15 protein-coding genes are annotated in these 17729 nt (G+C 58.1%); 12 read left to right on the plus strand and 3 right to left on the minus strand.

Annotated elements, in window-relative coordinates:
- From JKL45_RS13110 to JKL45_RS13120, 3 genes are all read left to right on the plus strand, one after another.
- On the plus strand, positions 1–1896 hold a 1896-nt coding region (locus tag JKL45_RS13110), incomplete at its 5' end, for a DUF8727 domain-containing protein (RefSeq protein ID WP_210345758.1).
- Positions 1897–2403: 507 nt separating this feature from the next.
- A complete protein-coding gene (locus JKL45_RS13115; protein WP_201861563.1) occupies positions 2404–3486 on the plus strand; it encodes a DUF2357 domain-containing protein in 1083 nt (360 codons plus the stop codon).
- Entirely contained in the window at positions 3486–5897 is a 2412-nt protein-coding gene (locus tag JKL45_RS13120) for a hypothetical protein (protein WP_201861564.1), read from the plus strand. Before JKL45_RS13115 ends, JKL45_RS13120 begins: the two co-directional genes overlap by 1 nt.
- 91 nt (positions 5898–5988) lie before the next feature.
- Here JKL45_RS13120 and JKL45_RS13125 read toward each other — a convergent pair whose 3' ends face one another.
- The 3 genes from JKL45_RS13125 to JKL45_RS13135 form a co-directional block, all read right to left on the minus strand.
- Complete coding sequence (locus JKL45_RS13125) at positions 5989–6825, minus strand: IclR family transcriptional regulator (protein WP_312896958.1); 837 nt, start codon at positions 6823–6825, stop codon at positions 5989–5991.
- Positions 6826–6950: 125 nt separating this feature from the next.
- Complete coding sequence (locus JKL45_RS13130; protein WP_201861565.1) at positions 6951–8183, minus strand: ABC transporter substrate-binding protein; 1233 nt, start codon at positions 8181–8183, stop codon at positions 6951–6953.
- 34 nt (positions 8184–8217) lie between these two features.
- Complete coding sequence (locus JKL45_RS13135; RefSeq protein ID WP_201861566.1) at positions 8218–9096, minus strand: isocitrate lyase/PEP mutase family protein; 879 nt, start codon at positions 9094–9096, stop codon at positions 8218–8220.
- A 298-nt stretch (positions 9097–9394) separates the two neighbouring features.
- Here JKL45_RS13135 and JKL45_RS13140 point away from each other — a divergent pair, with 298 nt between their 5' ends.
- From JKL45_RS13140 to leuD, 9 genes are all read left to right on the plus strand, one after another.
- A complete protein-coding gene (locus tag JKL45_RS13140) occupies positions 9395–10267 on the plus strand; it encodes a branched-chain amino acid ABC transporter permease (protein ID WP_201861567.1) in 873 nt (290 codons plus the stop codon).
- Positions 10268–10277: 10 nt separating this feature from the next.
- Positions 10278–11237 (plus strand): branched-chain amino acid ABC transporter permease, encoded by a 960-nt coding sequence (locus tag JKL45_RS13145; protein WP_201861568.1) that lies wholly within the window; start codon positions 10278–10280, stop codon positions 11235–11237.
- A 4-nt stretch (positions 11238–11241) separates the two neighbouring features.
- A complete protein-coding gene (locus JKL45_RS13150) occupies positions 11242–11991 on the plus strand; it encodes an ABC transporter ATP-binding protein (RefSeq protein WP_201861569.1) in 750 nt (249 codons plus the stop codon).
- 11 nt (positions 11992–12002) lie between these two features.
- Positions 12003–12704 carry an ABC transporter ATP-binding protein gene (locus JKL45_RS13155; RefSeq protein ID WP_376771033.1) on the plus strand — a complete coding sequence of 234 codons (702 nt, stop codon included), beginning with the start codon at positions 12003–12005 and terminating at the stop codon, positions 12702–12704.
- 143 nt (positions 12705–12847) lie between these two features.
- Positions 12848–13525, plus strand: a complete 678-nt coding sequence (locus tag JKL45_RS13160; protein WP_201861571.1) for an isochorismatase family protein — start codon at positions 12848–12850, stop codon at positions 13523–13525.
- 8 nt (positions 13526–13533) lie between these two features.
- Positions 13534–14463, plus strand: coding sequence for a polysaccharide deacetylase family protein (locus JKL45_RS13165; RefSeq protein ID WP_201861572.1), 930 nt, complete (start codon positions 13534–13536; stop codon positions 14461–14463).
- A complete protein-coding gene (locus JKL45_RS13170; RefSeq protein ID WP_201861573.1) occupies positions 14447–15367 on the plus strand; it encodes a polysaccharide deacetylase family protein in 921 nt (306 codons plus the stop codon). Before JKL45_RS13165 ends, JKL45_RS13170 begins: the two co-directional genes overlap by 17 nt.
- Positions 15368–15556: 189 nt before the next feature.
- Positions 15557–16945 carry a 3-isopropylmalate dehydratase large subunit gene (leuC, locus tag JKL45_RS13175; RefSeq protein WP_201861574.1) on the plus strand — a complete coding sequence of 463 codons (1389 nt, stop codon included), beginning with the start codon at positions 15557–15559 and terminating at the stop codon, positions 16943–16945.
- The gene (gene leuD / locus JKL45_RS13180; RefSeq protein ID WP_201861575.1) at positions 16926–17600 is read left to right on the plus strand and encodes a 3-isopropylmalate dehydratase small subunit; all 675 of its coding nucleotides are present in this window, start codon (positions 16926–16928) and stop codon (positions 17598–17600) included. Before leuC ends, leuD begins: the two co-directional genes overlap by 20 nt.
- The last annotated feature ends 129 nt before the right edge of the window (positions 17601–17729 follow it).

Consider the following 17729-nt stretch of genomic DNA (forward strand, 5'->3'; position numbering starts at 1 on the left):
AGCAGCGCCCACATGGTAGCCTCGGGCGACGAACACCGGCTCAGGCTCTCGCCGGAACAACCTGATCAGAAGTCACACCTAGCGAGTAAGAAGGGAGAGCTTCTGGAGATTGAAGCATCTCTCCGCAACACACGCGATGAGGCGTCGCGGCTGGCCGACGAGCTCGGCAGGAATGCCATGCGTCGCAATGCACTCCTGTCTGAAATTGAAGAACTCGAAAAGCGTAAAGCGAGTTCTGAGGATGAGCGGGCTTCGCTTGAGGCTACTCTTCCAGGGCTGCGCGCTGAACGCGATTCTGCCATGCGTACTCTTGAAACAGCGCGAGCCTTTCAGGCGCGTCAAGCCGCGCTTGAGCTGGAGCTCAGTCGCTTGGAAGGAGAGATTGGCGGCCTTGCCGACAAGAAAGAAGAGCTGCTGGAGGCCGAGGCGAGGCTTCGCAACGCCCGTGAGGAGGCATCACGGCTAGCCGACGAGCTCGCCAGAAATGCGACGCGACGCAACGCACTCCTGTCCGAAATCGAAGATCTCGAGAAGCGCACCGCGAGCTTTGAGGATCAGGAGGACCAGCGCCAGGCGATCATGGCCGAAGTTGTCCAGCAGCGTGCGCGGCGAGACGAACTCGCCGATGAATTCGAGCGCCTCGTAGCGCGCCGAGAACGCCTTATCGCAGAAGCTGCGGAGACTGGAGGCACAGACTCGGCCGTGCTCCTTGAGGATCTCACTCGACTGCCGGCATGCCTTGAGGCCCCTGCGACGCTCCGTGGAAGCACGCGAACTGAGCATGAGGCATTGCACGTTGTTACGAATTACCTCAAGGATCATCGTCTGGAGTATGGTGCACGCACCGTTCGTGCCTTCCATACGGCGCTCAAGATCAATGACAGCACTCAGCTGACCGTGCTCGCAGGTGTCTCAGGCACCGGCAAAAGTCTACTCCCGCGCCGCTACGCTGAAGCGATGGGTATCCACTTCCTGCAGATTGCGGTGGAGCCGCGCTGGGACAGCCCGCAGGATCTCCTAGGATTCTATAATTACATTGAGAAGAAGTACCGGGCGACAGAATTGGCTCGCCTGTTGGTCCACATGGATCCCTATACATCTAATAGCCTCCGCGACATGACCCATCCACGGAGTGACCATATGAGCCTCGTTCTCCTGGACGAGATGAATTTGGCCCGTGTCGAGTACTACTTCTCTGAGTTTTTGAGCCGATTGGAAGTCCGTCCCCGCTACGCCGAAGCCGGGGACGAGCGCAAGCGCAAGGACTCGATGATCCCGATCGATATCCGCGGCTTGAAGAAGTCGTTGTCGCTCTTTCCCGCGCACAATATCCTCTTCGCGGGCACGATGAACGATGACGAGAGCACCCAGGCTTTGTCGGACAAAGTACTGGATCGTGGTAACGTCCTGCAGTTTGCTGCTCCTCGTGAGTTCCACAAACCTACTGGAATTCAGAACGCTGAGCGTCCGGACGAGGCGCAGTCGTTCAAGTCGTGGCGAACATGGGTTCATCCAGTCGACAGCCTTGCTCTAGCGCACCGTGAGAAAGCGGACGATGTCATCAGTAAGCTCGCTGACATCATGGAAGACTGTGGGCGTCCGTTCGGGCACCGTCTGCGCGACGCGATTCTGGCGTATACGGCCAACTACCCCGCTCCAGGCAACGGTGGCTTGGATGTACGGGAGCCCCTTGCCGACCAGGTCGAATTCCGGATTTTGCCGAAGCTGCGCGGTCTCGAAATCGACAGCCATCGCGATGCCTTCGACCGGCTTGAAACGCTTATCCGCGATGACTTGGCCGATCATGTGTTTGCTGAACGAATCGCGGATCTCCGGGAAAAGCAGACCAGAGGCAGCGGTCTATTTGTGTGGCGTGGACTGACGCGCGAGAGGTAGTGAAAGGTGGTTACAGTCGAAATCTGGCGACGCCCATGGGCTCTTGCTGAACGCACCCGACGCCACCGCACGAGTTTAGGAGACGGGCAGCCGCAGGTCGAAGTAGATCGTGACCACTCAGGTCCCCTCTGGATCTATGCAAAAGAGGGCGGCCGCTTGGTGGTAGACGGCCGTAGCGATGCTGCGGAGCCGGTACTTGGCTTCGCGATCAACGGCGATTCTCGTGTGCTCGCGCAACTGCCGCTCCCGCTCAGGCGCGCTCCGAGCCCAACAGTTAGGAGTGGCAGCAGCGATGTTCGGCTTCTTTGGCGATCCGTGCTTGAACGCCCGCCCGTCAAGAGCGACCCTCAAACTGAGGAGGAGATCGCCGCCCATCGTTTGCTGCTAAGGGCGGAGGCTGTTTGGGACAGGCTACGCGACGTTGACACCGCACTAGCTGATCCTGCGCGACTATGGGATGAGCTTCGCCGACGTTGGACCGAGGAGGATGACAACAGTCCGCCCAAGATGGACATCATCGTTCGCCACGCTGCGGCGCTGTCACGCACACTTGATGAGCTCGACCGTGCCCCGCGACGCATCCTGCGGCGGACACATCAGCAGGTGCCCATCTCCCGCGTTCAGGAGCTGGATCGCAGAGCCATGACTTGGCTCGTGCGGCAGCCGGGGGAGACCCTTGCCGAACGAGCAGGTGACAGGCAACGAATCCTGGCTGTAGCGCGAGAGGAGAATTTCGACACCCTTGAGAACCGGGTCCTGCGTACCTACGCCGAGCTCGCCCGGCAGGTCACTCGTGACTATCTGGAGCGCAACCAGCGGAAGCGCCTCACCAGTCGAGCACGGAAGGTTGAAGAATTCGGTCGCCGCTGCCGACGGTTGGCGCGCGATTTCGCTGATCAGGGCGTGCGACTCGCAGAACCAGGCGTGACACCGAACTTTGTTTTGCAGCAGAACGTCAAGTACCACAGGGTCTGGAATGCTTGGCTGGAACTCTTGGATCACAATAAGGTTCTCGACGAACTTTGGCGCTGGCAGGCCCGCTCCTGGGAAGAGTTCTGCACCCTCACAGTCATGGTGGCCTTGGTGAGCGTGCCTGGAGCCCGGATCATTGCCTCCGCGCCGCTGACCTTCCTGCAGGAGCAGAGCCGCGGGTCATGGGTTCAGCACGATAATCCTCTGGCCGTGGTTCACCTGCCGGAACAGGGGATAGTGGTAGAAGTGCGCTACCGAATGAAGAGTCCCGATCCGCGCCTGTCTGACTACGCCGCTCCGATCTGGATTCGCTTCGGGAGAACGGGGGACGTCGGGGGGTTCCTCAACAACGTTGCCATCTGGCCGATCTGGGATGCGGCCGGTGGCCTTGTAAAGGACGAAGCGGCTGAAATTACAGAAATTGTCCAGCAGGGACGTCGCGCTCGGATCACAGCAGGGATCGTCTTACGTCCAGTCAGCGACGAAGGAGAAGCGATCGCGGTGGAGACGGCCCATGCCCTTGTCTCGACGATTGGTGTTGATGGACCCGCCCTCTGGGAAGGAATTGCAGCCCTCGGCCGCTTCCTCTCATCGAGGATCATGGCGGGTGACCACTGATGCGGCGCGTGTCTGGTATTGATCTGAATGGCTGGCAGGATGTCGCTGCGCGCGATTGGGATCCTGAGGAGCCGGATGAGCGGCTCCCCGAACCTTTAATCCTAGACGGTGGTGTTAGAAGCGTGGCCGTTAGCCAGCTGTCCGGGGAGTGCATCGGTGGTCCTCAGGCTTCGTTGGCTCCGCACGGACGAGGAAAGGGGTGGGGACTGATCGGAGCTGAAAATCGACGTGTGTCCATTGCGGAAATCTGTGATGCCATTGCGACCGGCGCACCAGACGTGGACATCGGAGCTTATGCAGCGGCAGTAGACGCCCTCACGCGCGACGCCGAAGATGTGATCATTGCGGTTCCGGACCATCCGAGCTTCGATGAGGCTGCACAGGGAAGAGTACTGGCGCTCTTTCGCCGTGTCCGACGTGCTCACCGTCTCCTCTGGCGACCAGTGGCGCTTTTCCTCGATGCGCTGGAACGTCAAATTATTCCAGCTGACGCAGATGGTGCGAAGTTCCGGTTCCTGATCCATTGCGATGATGGCATCGAAGTCCAAACGCTCCGCCTCCGAAAGGACAAAGAACACCATGGCCATGTAGCGCCAGAGCGGGATGGATATGGATCGAAGATCCTTTCGCAGTTTGGGCTCAGGCAATTCGACGATCGTGTCCACGCTGCCGTCCTAAAGGCAAACCCCCTGCTGGCTGATGGGCGATGTGAGCAAAGTACGCTCGCCATTGAACTCCTTTTTGGAAGGAAGAGGCCTGGCGACACACAGATCCTGCGGCACGACAATGGCAACTGGTTCGACGTGATCGCACCCGATATTTCGCCTCAGACGCTCCTCAAACTGGAGCATATTGATCATGTCCCGGCCTTTGAAGATGGCGAACCAGTTTCTGGAACCTTCTTCGTAACCCCTTTGGCTGACCGCTTCGCACACCCACTCGTCAAGACCCTTGAACAGTACTTTGGTCGACTGGAGACGCTCGACTGGAGTGGGACGGCACGCGGAGCCCTTTTTGCCGGGCGTCTGATCGAACGCGGTCTGCCGCACTACTTTGACCATCTTACACCCATTGGCCTTGCTGTGCTTAGAGGGGATGAGCCAGGATTTGAAGATCTTGTTGGAAGTGAAGCGACCCTTCCGGCCAACAGAGAGTATGTCTCCCCTCCATACCACGATCTAAGGTGGCTCCGCGGAAAAACCGAAATCGATTTCTATGTGTTGAAAGGGGACACAGAAGTTCGGCATTGGCAGGTGGAATTGGAGAGTGCGCCTCCTCGCGATCTCGCTGTCGAACTTCGCCTACGGCAGACACCAGGGCAGAGCTGGGCAAAGCTGTCTCTGACCTCGCCTGACTGGGAACCGCTGCAGCGGAATCCGATCTTTCTGGATTGGGCGAAGCTGACACCCGACGCTAGGACCCCTGCGGAGGTTCTGGAGGAGCTCAGAACTCCACCTCCAACCATTCCAGAACGGGTCGTCGAACGGCCTCATGATGAGTTTTGGAGGGGAAGCAATCGGTTCGAGGGCATCTCAACTGTCGTAAGGCAGATGACGCGCAGTGGGAGACTTGATCCCGATCGGCTTGCAAAGCTGCTGTCGCGTTCACTGCGTGATCCAGTAACAGGAACGCGATTCTGGCCGGTTGGAACGGATGGCACACTGCCTGATACGCTTTCCCCCGAAGAAAAAGCGGATTTCACATCTATCCTAGACGCTCTAGACGTGCAGATTCAGAGAGCCTCCCTCCAGAACCCACCTGCTGACAACCATCGCCTTCGATGTCTCACTTGGACATTCACTCTCTGCCCCGAGGCCACAAAGCAAGCGATCGTAGAAGCACTGGAGGCTGATACAGCAAGGAAGCGCCATCCTCTCCTGATGCCGAATCGCGCCCGGACTGTTTTGACGCAAGGAGCAGGCCGCAGCATCACTGGAGTGGAGAATCTAAAGAGGGTGCTTACAGTTCTTGCTTCCCGCGCAGCCAATACGGACACTCTGAATGCGCTCGCCATGATCCTGTCACGTCGCGAGGAGGCACCAAAGGCTCTAACGGGATCCTTGGTCGATAAGTTGGTCAAAATGCTGTCGCAAGAACTTGTCCAGCTCACAAGCCAGAGATCCTTCAGCATGAGGTTCAGGAACGCATTGCTGGCATTGGCGGGGCTATTTCGCTACCGCGAGGTTGAGAGATATGCGTTGCTGGCTGGGAGGGACCCTTTAGCACAGACTATCCGCACGAACCTTGATGAAGTGAGCCGGCTTCTTGACAGCCATCGGCGAGCCGTTCGGCAGTACCCAGAAAAGAAACGTACGATTGCCAGTATCCGAGAGTTCCTCGACGGGCAGGGCGATCCGAACATTCTTTTGCTGATCGAAGATATGACAGGCGACGATGTGAATGATGACTAAGGGGTCCCCACGCCGTAGATAGGTCGCTCTGGCTTAGCATCATGAAGGGGCTAGTGGATAATCTGGCGCCCCTAGTGATCTCCCGAACTGCTCAAGTGTGCCCTAGCGCAGACGGGTATTGCAGATGATCTCCTCTTGTACCCCCGCCTGATCGACTAGCGTGTGAGCCTGGTGCATCTTCAACGGGATGATACCCAAGTCGACGCGAGATGGCAGCCGCAGTGTCAACCACCAACGGAGCGAGCCGTGGAAAGGCGTTGGGTTGCAGTCGGGTTGCTGGTCCGGCGATCCCGACGGCAGCGATAACAGACCCGCTATGATCGCGGATTGGTGCGGCAATGCTGTTGACTCCGTCGCGCCACTCGGCCCGGTATACAGCGAAGCCCTGGATGCGGACTTGAGCCAGTTCCTCTTGGAGTGCCCCAAAATCTGTGATGGTCGTGTCGGTATAGCGCTCGAGCCGGCCTTCAAGGCTTGCAATCTGCTCAGGTGGGAGGAAGGCCAGCATCGCCTTGCCAGTGCCAACGCAGTATAGTGGCGCTCGGGAGCCGACCTTTGTGAAAGCTCGGACGGGCTCAGCACTTTCGATTTTGTCGATGTAGACGACGTCGAACCCATCGCGGACGGAAAGATGCACGGTCTCTTGCGTCATTTCCGAAAGGCGCGCCAGGAAGCCCGCGCTCTCCTTCTTGACATCGAGCCGTGCGACGACCTGAGAACTCAACTCCCATAGTTTAAGTGTTAGCTCATACCGGCCGAGTTCACCGACACGGCGCGCAAAGCCGTTGGCTTCCAGTGTGCGCAGGAGCCGGTGGACGTTGGTCTTGGTGAGAGCAAGCTCTCGCGCCAATTCGGTCACTCCTCGCGGTTGCTCGCTCCCCGCCAGGGCTTCGATAAGAGCGAACATTTTCGTGACGCTTTTGTCCACCTCTCGCTTCCTCGCTTGTGGTTCCGTAGAAATCGGGTCAAAGGGCGGGGGCGTCGCGACCGTTCGCAGGGAAACCTTTGCGAAGCGGCCAGACAAACCCAAGCCTTCGACCCGGACGTACCTGATCAGGCTGGCCGAGGGAAGACCGGCTTGGCCGATGAGAACTCCTCTGGCAAGATGAGTTCAATGTTGTTGCCCAGAACCTGAAGGTTGGACGACAAAGCACCGGTGTTCTGTCCATTCACGAACTTCGTCGGACCGTAGGGTAGCATATGGTCTTTGAAGGTGCTTGAGGCCAGCGCGGCAACGATCGCGTCGCGCTTGTCAGATCCAGCGCGCTCAAGCGCGTCTGCCAGAAGCTCAATAGCGTTGTAGTTCAACCAGAGCTCGTAGGAGAAATCGAGCCCCGCGGCCTCTACCTTCTTGCGCAGGTCGAGTGCCTTCTGGCTTTTCGGATTGTACCAGTGATTACAATCCATGGCGTACTGCGCAGCTTCTGGGGACTCGCGCAGGAAGCGGAAGCTCGTGGCTCCGCCGCCAATCACCGAGTAGATGCCCTTCAGCTGGACCTTCTGCTGGTGAAGCGTGCGGACGAGCAGCACATATTCATTGTAGAAATTGCCGATCATTAGAAGGTCGGGCTGTCGCTGTTTGATGCGCAAAACGATGTTGGTAAAGTCACGCATCGGATTTGGGTGCAGAATTGTGTCGACGATCTCGAAATTATGCTTAGGCAACTCCTCAATCAGACGCTTTTGCGCGCCGGATCCGGTCTCCGACTCCTCATGCACCAGCATGACTGTTTTGACAGGTTTTCCAGCTGCATCGTTAATCTTGACTAGGCGCTCGACAGCCTCCCTGGCGATCTGCCCGTATCCAGGCGAGAATCGAAAGGTCGACGGCTTGTCCTTGGAAATGACGAGGTCCGAGGTTGTCAGGTCACAGACATGCGGAAGATTGTAGCGGGTCGCGGCTTGAGACGTGGCGATGCCGATGGCGCTCGCGTAGGGGCCCACGAAGGCTGAGACGCCCGACTCGGCCAGCTTTTCGAATTCGGAGAGGCCGACATCGACCTTACTCTGGTTGTCCGAGAGAACCGCTTCCAGCTTCGCGCCGCCCAGCGACTTGATTCCTCCAGCTGCATTGATCGCGTCAATCGCCATGGTCGCCCCAGTACGGCACTGGCCGCCCGAATAGGCAAGAAAGCCAGTCACGGGATGCTGAACGCCGATGCGGATCGTGGCAGGTTGCGCACGCAGCACGGCTGGGAAACCGATGCTAGCGACGCCGGCTGCGCCCGTTATCAGTAGGTTCCGGCGTGAGATGCCGTTTGTGCCGCTGACTATAGTCTTGGTCATGTGTTCCCTCCTGGCTTCTGTTCTGGACAAGCGCTCAGTAGTTGAGACGACCAACGTCGCTTGAGGCATAGAGCGCATCGAGCTTCCGCACCTCCTGCATGCCCAGCAGGTCGAAAAACTCTTTAAAGCTGACAACATCCTCCCGAATGGCAGCGATATCGCCGGTGTCCTTAAGATGTCGTAGGATTTCGCGTGCGGCGCGGATCGCCCCAAACATCGCCCAGTTCGGATAGATCGCGACCTTAAATCCATGCGCCTCGATTTCTGAGGCCTTCAGGAAGGGCGTCTTGCCGCTCGATGCCATGTTGTAAAGATGAGGTCCAGAAACCGCGCCAATAATCGCGCCTAGATGCTCTTCAGCCGGTGCCTCTATAAAGATGATATCCGCGCCAGCCTCGCGATAGGCGTTGGCGCGCTCGATCGCTTTCTCGAGGCCCTCGACAGCGATCGCATCGGTTCTCGCAATAATTGTGAAATCCGGGTCGCGCCGGGCATCAACGGCTGCCTTGACCTTTGCCACCATATCAGCCTGACTGATGAGCAGCTTGCCATCCATGTGACCACAGCGCTTGGGGAAGACTTGGTCTTCGAGGTGAATTGCAGCGGCGCCGGCTTTCTCAAAGCATTGAATCGTACGCCTGACGTTCAGAGGGCCACCATAACCGTTATCAGCATCCGCGATCAGCGGGAGACCGCTTGCGTCTACGATGCGGCCAGCGTTGTCGGCCATCTCGGTCATACTCAACAGGCCAATGTCGGGTGTGCCGAGCCTGACGGCGGTGGTGCCGGCGCCAGACATGTAGACGATTGGAAATCCGACCTCCGCCACAATCCGTGCGAACAGCGCGTCGGCTACACCTGGTACCACTCGGAGGCCTGGCTCCGCCAGGAGCCGCCGAAACTGTGTCGTCAATCGTACGCTCATGCGACTCCTCGATTCCTAGCGTAAGTAATTCTGTAGCGCTACAGCTATCATTGTTCTGCAATACGGAATGGGAACACACAATGCGGAACAGTAAGATCGGCTATCGTGACCTTGTCAATAGGCGAGGATGGATACGTCTACTCCGTAGTCCCTAAGCCTAACCTCTTGACAAGCGTCTGAGCCCGGCGGAGCCTGTAACGCACTTCGGACCGCAGTTCTGTATTGTGGAACAGATTGTGGTGCAGGCCATGACTTTCAGTGACCTTGGGAAGGAGCCACATCATCGATGCTAAGCCTCGAAATCCTTCTGCATTCCGTTGTGACCGGCCTCATGAATGGCGCGGTCTACGCTCTCGTGGCTATGGGGCTGACGCTGATTTTCGGCGTGCTCCACATTATCAACTTCGCGCATGGCAGCTTGCTGATGGTAGCGATGTATGGGGTCTTCTTCGCCGTTACCCTTCTCGGGATCGATCCCTATGTAACCATCCCGTTCATGATGGCACTGATGTACTTCGCGGGTTATGGGCTGCAGCGCTATGTCATCGGGAACGCCGGGCAGGGGCGCGATACTAATATTCTCCTGATCACGCTTGGCGCTGCCGTGGTGATGGATAATCTCGCACTTTATCTTTGGACGGGGGATACACGCCAGCTCCAGCTCGACTACATGATGACGGTCGTAGACCTCGGTTTTGCACTGATCCCGGTGACTCGTATTATTGCCTTTGTCGCAGCCTGTGCACTCTTCGTTGCCATGTGGCTGGTCATTGAGCGAACGAATTTTGGGCGAGCGATGCGCGCCGTTGCCAAAGAGCCCTTTGGCGCGCGCGTTGTTGGTATTGATGTAGATCGCGTCTATGCACAAACGATGGGTATCGGTACGGCCTGTTTGGGTGCGGCAGCCGCGCTGCTGTTGCCGATCTTTTATGTCAATCCTCAAATCGGCAACGTTTTCGTCCTGCTCGCCTTTACCATCGTCGTGCTCGGGAGCATGGGCAATATCGTAGGTGCCTTGGTAGGCGGCCTACTCGTTGGCCTTGTGGAATCAGTTGGCGGTTTCTTTCTCGGCGATCGGTTGGGCCAGGTTGGTATCTTCGTCATCTTCATTTTGATCCTGACATTCCGCCCTCAAGGGCTGTTTTCGGCGCGCGTATAGGGGAGGGCAGATGGTTCGGATCACCACCCTTGCATTGCTGCTCGCGGCAGTGCCGCTATTTGTCCAGTCAAACCACCTCCTTGGCCTCTTTATCGCTGTGCTCTTCTCGGCGTACCTCGCACAGTCCTGGAACATTCTCGGCGGTTTGTGCGGGCAGTTCTCCTTCGGCCACGCCGCATTCTTCGGGGTTGGCCTCTATTCAAGCCTAATCTTGCAGGTCGATTTCGGCTGGCCGGCTCCGCTCGCGCTCGTCAGTGCGGCCGTTGCTGGAGCAGTTACCGGGCTATTCGTCGGCTTTGTCAGCTTTCGTTATGGGCTGCGCGGTAGCTATTTTGCGCTGGTGACCTTGGCCTTCGCGGAGATCCTGCGGATGACGGCGAGCGTTGTCAGCTTCACTGGTGCCGGTTCAGGTAAATACTTGCCCACGCGCCTTGGGATTGAGCATCTGCAGTTCTCAAAATCCGGCTACTTCTATTTCATTCTTGTTCTTTTCGTTCTCGTGCATCTCCTGGTGCTCGCGATTCAGAATTCGCGCCTCGGCGCGCGGTTCGCAGCGATCCGGGAGGATGAGGAGGCGGCCTCTGCCCTAGGCGTCGATGTTTTCCGATATAAGATGATTGCCATCCTCATCTCCAGTGCCGTCGCCGGCGTTGGAGGCTGCTTCTACGGCCAGTACTATTTCTATACCGACCCACACATTGCCTTTGGGGCCGCGGTCTCTATCGAAATGCTGCTGGCGCCAATCATCGGAGGCGCAGGAACGCTGTTCGGCCCGATCGTCGGTGCAGTTGTGCTTCGGGTTGCCGCCGAGCTCGGCCAGTCCCTGACCGGTGGAGTGCCCGGATTCAATCTGATCCTCTATGGCATCATGGTGATCCTGATCGTCCGCTATATGCCAGATGGTCTGATCGGCGGCTTGAGGCGCCCATGGGCGCTCATGCGCCGTCGGCCTACGGCCACTGCAGGATGAACCGATGCTGACCACTCAGGGATTAACTAAGCGGTTCGGGGGCCTCGTGGCAGTGCGTGACGCCAGCATCAGCGCAAACGCGGGCGACATTACTGCACTCATCGGGCCCAACGGAGCAGGCAAGACGACGCTTTTCGCGACTGTGGCGGGCTTCCTAAAGCCAGACGCTGGCAGTGTCACCTTCGGCGGCCGCGACATCACTGGCATGAAGCCGCACCAGATCTGCGATCTCGGAATGGTTCGGACTTTCCAGATCGTCAAGCCGTTCGGAAAATTGTCAGTGCTCGATAACATTGCGGTCGGCGCATATGCCCGTTTTCCGCGGCGGCAGGACGCTCTGGCTCATGCCGCTGCGATAGGACGTCAGGTGGGTCTCGGGGGGCAGCTCGAGAAGATCGCTGCTGGACTAACCGTCGCCGGGCGCAAGCGACTTGAGGTGGCCCGTGCCCTGGCGACCAGCCCACGTCTCCTGCTGCTTGACGAGGTCATGGCCGGTCTAACGCCGACCGAGATCGATGAGATCGTGCCAATCATCTTTGGTATCCGCGATACGGGCGTAACGATCCTCCTTATCGAGCACGTCATGCAGGCCGTGATGCGTCTCTCGGACCGCGCCTACGTTCTTAATGAAGGCCACCTCATTGCCGAGGGGACCCCGCAAGAGGTTGTTCGGGAGCCGGCAGTGATCGAGGCCTATCTTGGACCCGGCGCGGCTACCCGAGCGCAGAGTTTTGCAAGCAGGAACGCGTCATGAGCAAGGAGGCAATACTGAGCGTTGTCGGTCTGGAGGCTGGTTATGCCATGCTCCCGGTTCTGTTCAATGTCTCGCTCAACGTGTTCCCGGGAGAAATCGTGGCGGTCCTCGGGAGCAACGGTGTCGGTAAGTCGACGTTAATTAATCATGTTGTCGGCATGTACCGTCCGAACGCTGGACGGGTGCTCTTTGAAGGTGAGGATATCACCCAGGAGAAAGCCGACGCGATTGTTGGTCGGGGCTTGATTCAGGTCCCGGAAGGCCGCCGCATCTTTCCAAACCTTTCTGTGCAGGAGAACCTGACCCTCGGCGCCTACCGGCGCGGTGGCAAGAACATCGTTGCCAATATCGAGCGTGTGTACAGATACTTCCCGAAACTGAAGCTGCGTCACGAGCAGTTGGCGGGAACGCTATCCGGCGGTGAGCAGCAGATGCTAGCGATCGGGCGGGGTCTGATGAGCGAGCCTAAGATGATCATGTTCGACGAACCATCACTTGGGCTGTCGCCACTTCTAGTCGCTGAAATGTTCGAGTTGTTCAGCCGACTGCGAAAGGACGGACTAACAATACTGCTGGTGGAACAGAACTTGGCCCAGTCGCTGGAGATCGCTGATCGGGCCTACGTTCTTGAGAACGGTCGAAATGCGATTTCGGGTACGGCTAAAGATCTCCTGGACAGCGCCGATGTCCGTAAGGCCTATCTCGGCATGTAGGCGCACCGACGCCAAGACGCTGCTCGGGCTGATCGGGTACTGATACCGATCGAACCTCCAGCGGTCGTGAATAAAGGGGCAAATCCTTTGGCGTCGGGGCTTTTGCCCAGCGCAGAGAGGTTAGAATAAGGGAGAGAAGGCAGATGGAGCGCTCAGATCAAACGGCGAGGCAGCTTTATGAGGCCATCAAGGCAAAGCCGCCCCGACCCCCGTTCGGGTTTGGCAAGAGGCCAGCCATTATCAACGTCGACCTTCAAAATGCCTACACACGGGTCGACACATACGTCACTGCCTATGAGACCAATCCGCGCCAATGCGAGTATGTCAACGTACTGTCGAGCATGGTGCGCGACCTCAGAATGCCCGTCATCTGGACTTATGTGGCATTTTCCCCGAGCGGGGCTGATGCCTGCGCCTGGGGGATTCGCACCAACACACCCGACAGCCTGCAGAACATCCGCGAGGGCTCCGACAGGGCGACGCTTGATGCTCGGCTGCAAATCGACCGGGAACGCGATTTCATCGTCAACAAGCGCATGGCGTCTGCCTTCCACGAGTCCCCCGTAGGCTCATATCTCACCTGGCATCAGGCTGATACGGTCATCGTCACTGGCGGTTCGACATCGGGCTGCGTCCGCGCGACGGTCGTCGACGCACTTTCGCATGGATACCGCGTCGTCGTTCCCGAGGAATGCGTATCAGACAAGCACGAGAGTCCTCACTTCGCAAATCTGTATGACATGGCGCTGAAATACGCTGACGTGGTCGCCTTCGAGAAGGTCCGGGTGTGGCTCGAAACCTGCAATGGGGCTGAGCGATGAGTGAACAGATGAAACGCTCCGAGCCGGGGCTCTACGACTATCTGCCTCTAACCTCACGCCCTGCAATCCGTTGGCCCAATGGTGCCCGCGTCGCCTTTTGGGTGGCTCCAAACATTGAGTTCTACGAGCTACATCCGCCGCCGAACATGAGCAAGAATGCCTGGGTACGGCCAAATCCGGACGTCCTCAACTATTCCTGGCGTGATTACGGAAACCGTGCCGGTGTATGGCGTATGATTGATGCCATGAAGGAGTTGGGCATACGTGGCTCAGTATCGCTCAACGTCGCAGTATGTGATCACCACCCCGAGATTATACGACGATGCGTCGAGCTCGATTGGGAGTTGTTTTCGCACGGTATCTATAACACTCGCTTCGTTCTCAATATGTCGATAGAGCAGGAGCAGATCTTCATCCGGGATGTGATTGACACCATCTATCAGGCGAGCGGGCAGAAGGTTGACGGATGGCTCTCCCCCTCCGTGTCCAACAATCCCTGGACGATGGATTTGCTCGCAGAGAACGGTGTTACCTATACATGCGACCTGTTCCACGACGACCAGCCAATGCCGGTGAGGACTGAGACGGGGCGCCTGTGCAGTATTCCCTATTCACTCGAAATGAATGACGTGATCGCTTATACGCGAGCCATGAAAACCCCACGTGAATACGGCCGTATGATCAAGGCACAGTTTGACCAGCTCTATGCGGAAGGTGAGGAGAGCGGCATGGTCATGTGCGTTCCGCTGCATCCATACCTTATCGGACAGCCCCACCGCCTGGAGCCGCTTCTTGAGGCGCTCGACTATATTAAAAGCCATGACAAGGTCTGGCTAACGACGGGTCGAGAGATCGCCCACTGGTACCGCGATCACTACTATGACGATGCTGTTGCCCATGCGAAGATGCTGAGGACAAGCCATGCCCCTGCCGGATGAGTATCTCGTTTATCCCCGCCGTGGCTACGGTATGGATCACGACTTCTATGAGTGGTCGGCATGGTCGCAGCGCCCGAAGATCACGTGGCCGGACGGAGCGCGGGTTGCGCTCTGGGTTAACGTGGTACTCGAGCAATTCCCACTCGATACTGAAAAAACACCATTCCCAGTTCCGCTGGGTTTGGAGCGTCCGTACCCTGATTATTGGAATTACACACTGCGCGACTACGGCAATCGGGTCGGTTGCTACCGTCTGTTTCGCATGCTGGACAATCTTGGCATCAAGACGTCAGTGGCCATGAATGCAGCCCTTGCGCAATCGACACCGTTCTTGATGCAGGATATCATAGCTCGTGGATACGAGGTCATTGCGCATGGTCTCGATATGGCGCATCTCCACACGAACGCGACCTCGGAGGAAGACGAACGCGAGTGGATCCGCCGATCGCTGGAGATGTTGCGCCAAGCCGGCGCCAACCCGACTGGCTGGTTGTCGCCTGGGCAATCGCAGTCCGACCATACACCGAAGCTGCTCGCTGAGGCAGGCCTTGAATATTGCTGCGATTGGTCCAATGACGATATGCCTTACCCGTTCACGGGTCCGGCATCGGGTCTTGTCAGCTTGCCCTATCCGTTCGAGTTGAGCGACGTCTACTGCATGGGCCTATGGCATCAGACAGCAGTGGAGTTCGCAGAGCAGATCCTGGATGGGTTTCACGCCTTGAACGCAGAGGCAACAAAAGAGAGTGGTCGTGTTCTGGCTTTAACACTCCATGCCTCGATCAGCGGCCAGCCCTATCGTGTGAAGCCAATTCGGGAAGCGCTCTCTGCGATCATGAAACACGAGGGTGTCTGGTCAGCTAAGCCGGGTGCAATCCTGCAAGCCGTCCGGTCACAACCGTGAGCTCGCGCGAGGCACCTTCACCACGGCTGATCGCCATTCTGGGTGCCTCAGACCAAGGGCACAGTCTCGGTTGGTGTGTGGCGAGGCACCGTTTCGGCAGGCCCATGTGAGCGGGCCTGTGCCAATCCGCTCACCAAGGCCGATGGCGGGCGTGCGCTGTCACAACCGCTGTTAAGTTCGGAGGTCTCCATGTCGCAGACGCTGTTCGAGAAGGTTTGGTCAAGCCACGAGATCCTCAGGACCGAAGGCGGCGACTCCCTACTCTATGTTGATCGTCATTTGGTCCATGAGGGGTCACGGACGGCAATTGACAAGCTCGATGACAATCAGCTGGGGGTAGCACGGCGCCATCAGACCTTCGGCACAGCTGACCACTACGTTCCGACCCAGGGGGGGCTCGATTCTCTTGCAGTCGACCAGCGCAAGATGGTTGAGACGTTCGATGCGAACATGAGCCGGTTCGGCATTGAGGCCTGGGGGCTCGGTACCCGCCGTCAGGGCATCGTCCATGTTATCGGTCCCGAACTCGGTCTGACGTTGCCCGGGATGGTCCTCGTCTGCGGCGACAGTCATACATCCACACATGGCGCCCTTGGCGCGCTAGCGTTTGGGATCGGCGCCAGCGAAGTCGCACATGTACTCGCAACCCAGGCGATTTGGCAGCGGAAGCCAAAGGCAATGCGCGTCTCGGTCAACGGCCGGCTCGCCCCCGGGGTTTTCGCGAAAGATGTGATACTTGCTATCATCGCCAAGATTGGTACGGGCGGTGCCACCGGCCATGTGATCGAGTATGCGGGGCCGGTAATTGAGGCAATGTCGATCGAAGAGCGGTTGACAGTCTGCAACATGTCAATTGAGGCAGGCGCCCGAGCTGGTCTCGTCGCCCCGGACGAGACGACATTCGCCTACGTCCGGGATCGGCCCTTTGCCCCAACCGGCGAGATGCTAGAACAGGCCATTGCGTATTGGCGCAGCCTCAGGACGGACACGGATGCCCGTTTCGACGCGGAGATAACCATCGACCAGGAACTGCATGCCCCGATGATCACCTGGGGCACAACTCCCGAAACAGCGATCCCGGTCGATGGTACAATCCCAGATCCAGAGAGTGCTGGTTCCCCGGAGCGCCGGGACGAATGGCAGCGCGCCCTCGACTACATGGGACTAGCGGCTGGTGAAAGGCTTCAGGACGTTCAGATCGACCAGGTCTTCATAGGATCGTGCACAAACGGCCGCATCGAGGATCTCCGGGCTGCCGCCGAGGTCGCCAAGAAGGGGAGGGCGCGGGTGCCGGTGCTTGTCAGTCCTGGTTCAATGAGCGTCCGAGCGCAGGCGGAGGCAGAAGGTTTAGATCGTATATTCAGGGAGGCCGGGTTCGAATGGCGTGGTGCTGGCTGCTCGATGTGCGTCGGTATGAATGGCGATCTAGTGGGATTTCAGAAGCGCTCAGTGTCGACATCTAATCGTAACTTTGTCGGCCGCCAGGGCGTTGGTGCTCGTACCCATCTCGCCAGTCCGGCATCCGCCGCGGCATCTGCGCTCTGTGGGCACATTGCCGATGTTCGATCCCTTTTCTGAGGACCGCGTTTTGAGACAGTTTGTAACCGTCACGGCGAAAGCGGCCCCGATGCCCGCCGCCAATATCGACACTGATCAAATCATTCCCGCCCGCTTCCTGCGCCGGCCGCGCAAAGAAGGCTATGGCGACTGCCTGTTATATGATGCTCGCTTCGATGAGGCAGGCAGAGAGCGGCCAGGCCACGTGTTGAATCAGGAGCGCTACGCCGACGCGCAGATCCTCGTAACGGGTCGGAACTTCGGCTCTGGGTCGTCACGCGAAGCTGCGGTCTACGCGCTCGCTGATTATGGATTTCGAGCCGTCGTGGCACCATCGTTCGGAGACATTTTTTTCAACAACGCTCTGATCAACGGATTCCTCCCTGTCCGGCTCCCTGAAGAGGAGGTCGCCGAGATCGTGGGTGTCATCAGTTCCGATGCGGGCGACAACACGATCCGAATTGACCTCGAAAAACTGTCCCTTGAAGCAGGCGGAAAGACCTATCGATTCCACATCGATGGCTTGAAGCGGCGGTGCCTGCTGGAAGGTCTCGACGACATTGCACTCACCCGCACGCACACAGATGAAATTGAAGCTTTCGAGAGGCGGCATTTTGAGCGAATGCCGTGGCTGGACGACAGGAAAAGAACGGCAGAGAGTCAAGATCCCGAGTAGTGACGCCTTTCTTTGGCGCGCATCTGTTGCGCGGGACATGTGTGCGAATGGCATGGCGCAAAGTATGATTGACATGTGTGATTGATGCTTTCGCCTACATAGTGACAAAGGACTTGCACCAAAGCGGAC

It is taken from the genome of Microvirga soli, from assembly GCF_016734765.1.
GTDB lineage: Bacteria > Pseudomonadota > Alphaproteobacteria > Rhizobiales > Beijerinckiaceae > Microvirga > Microvirga soli.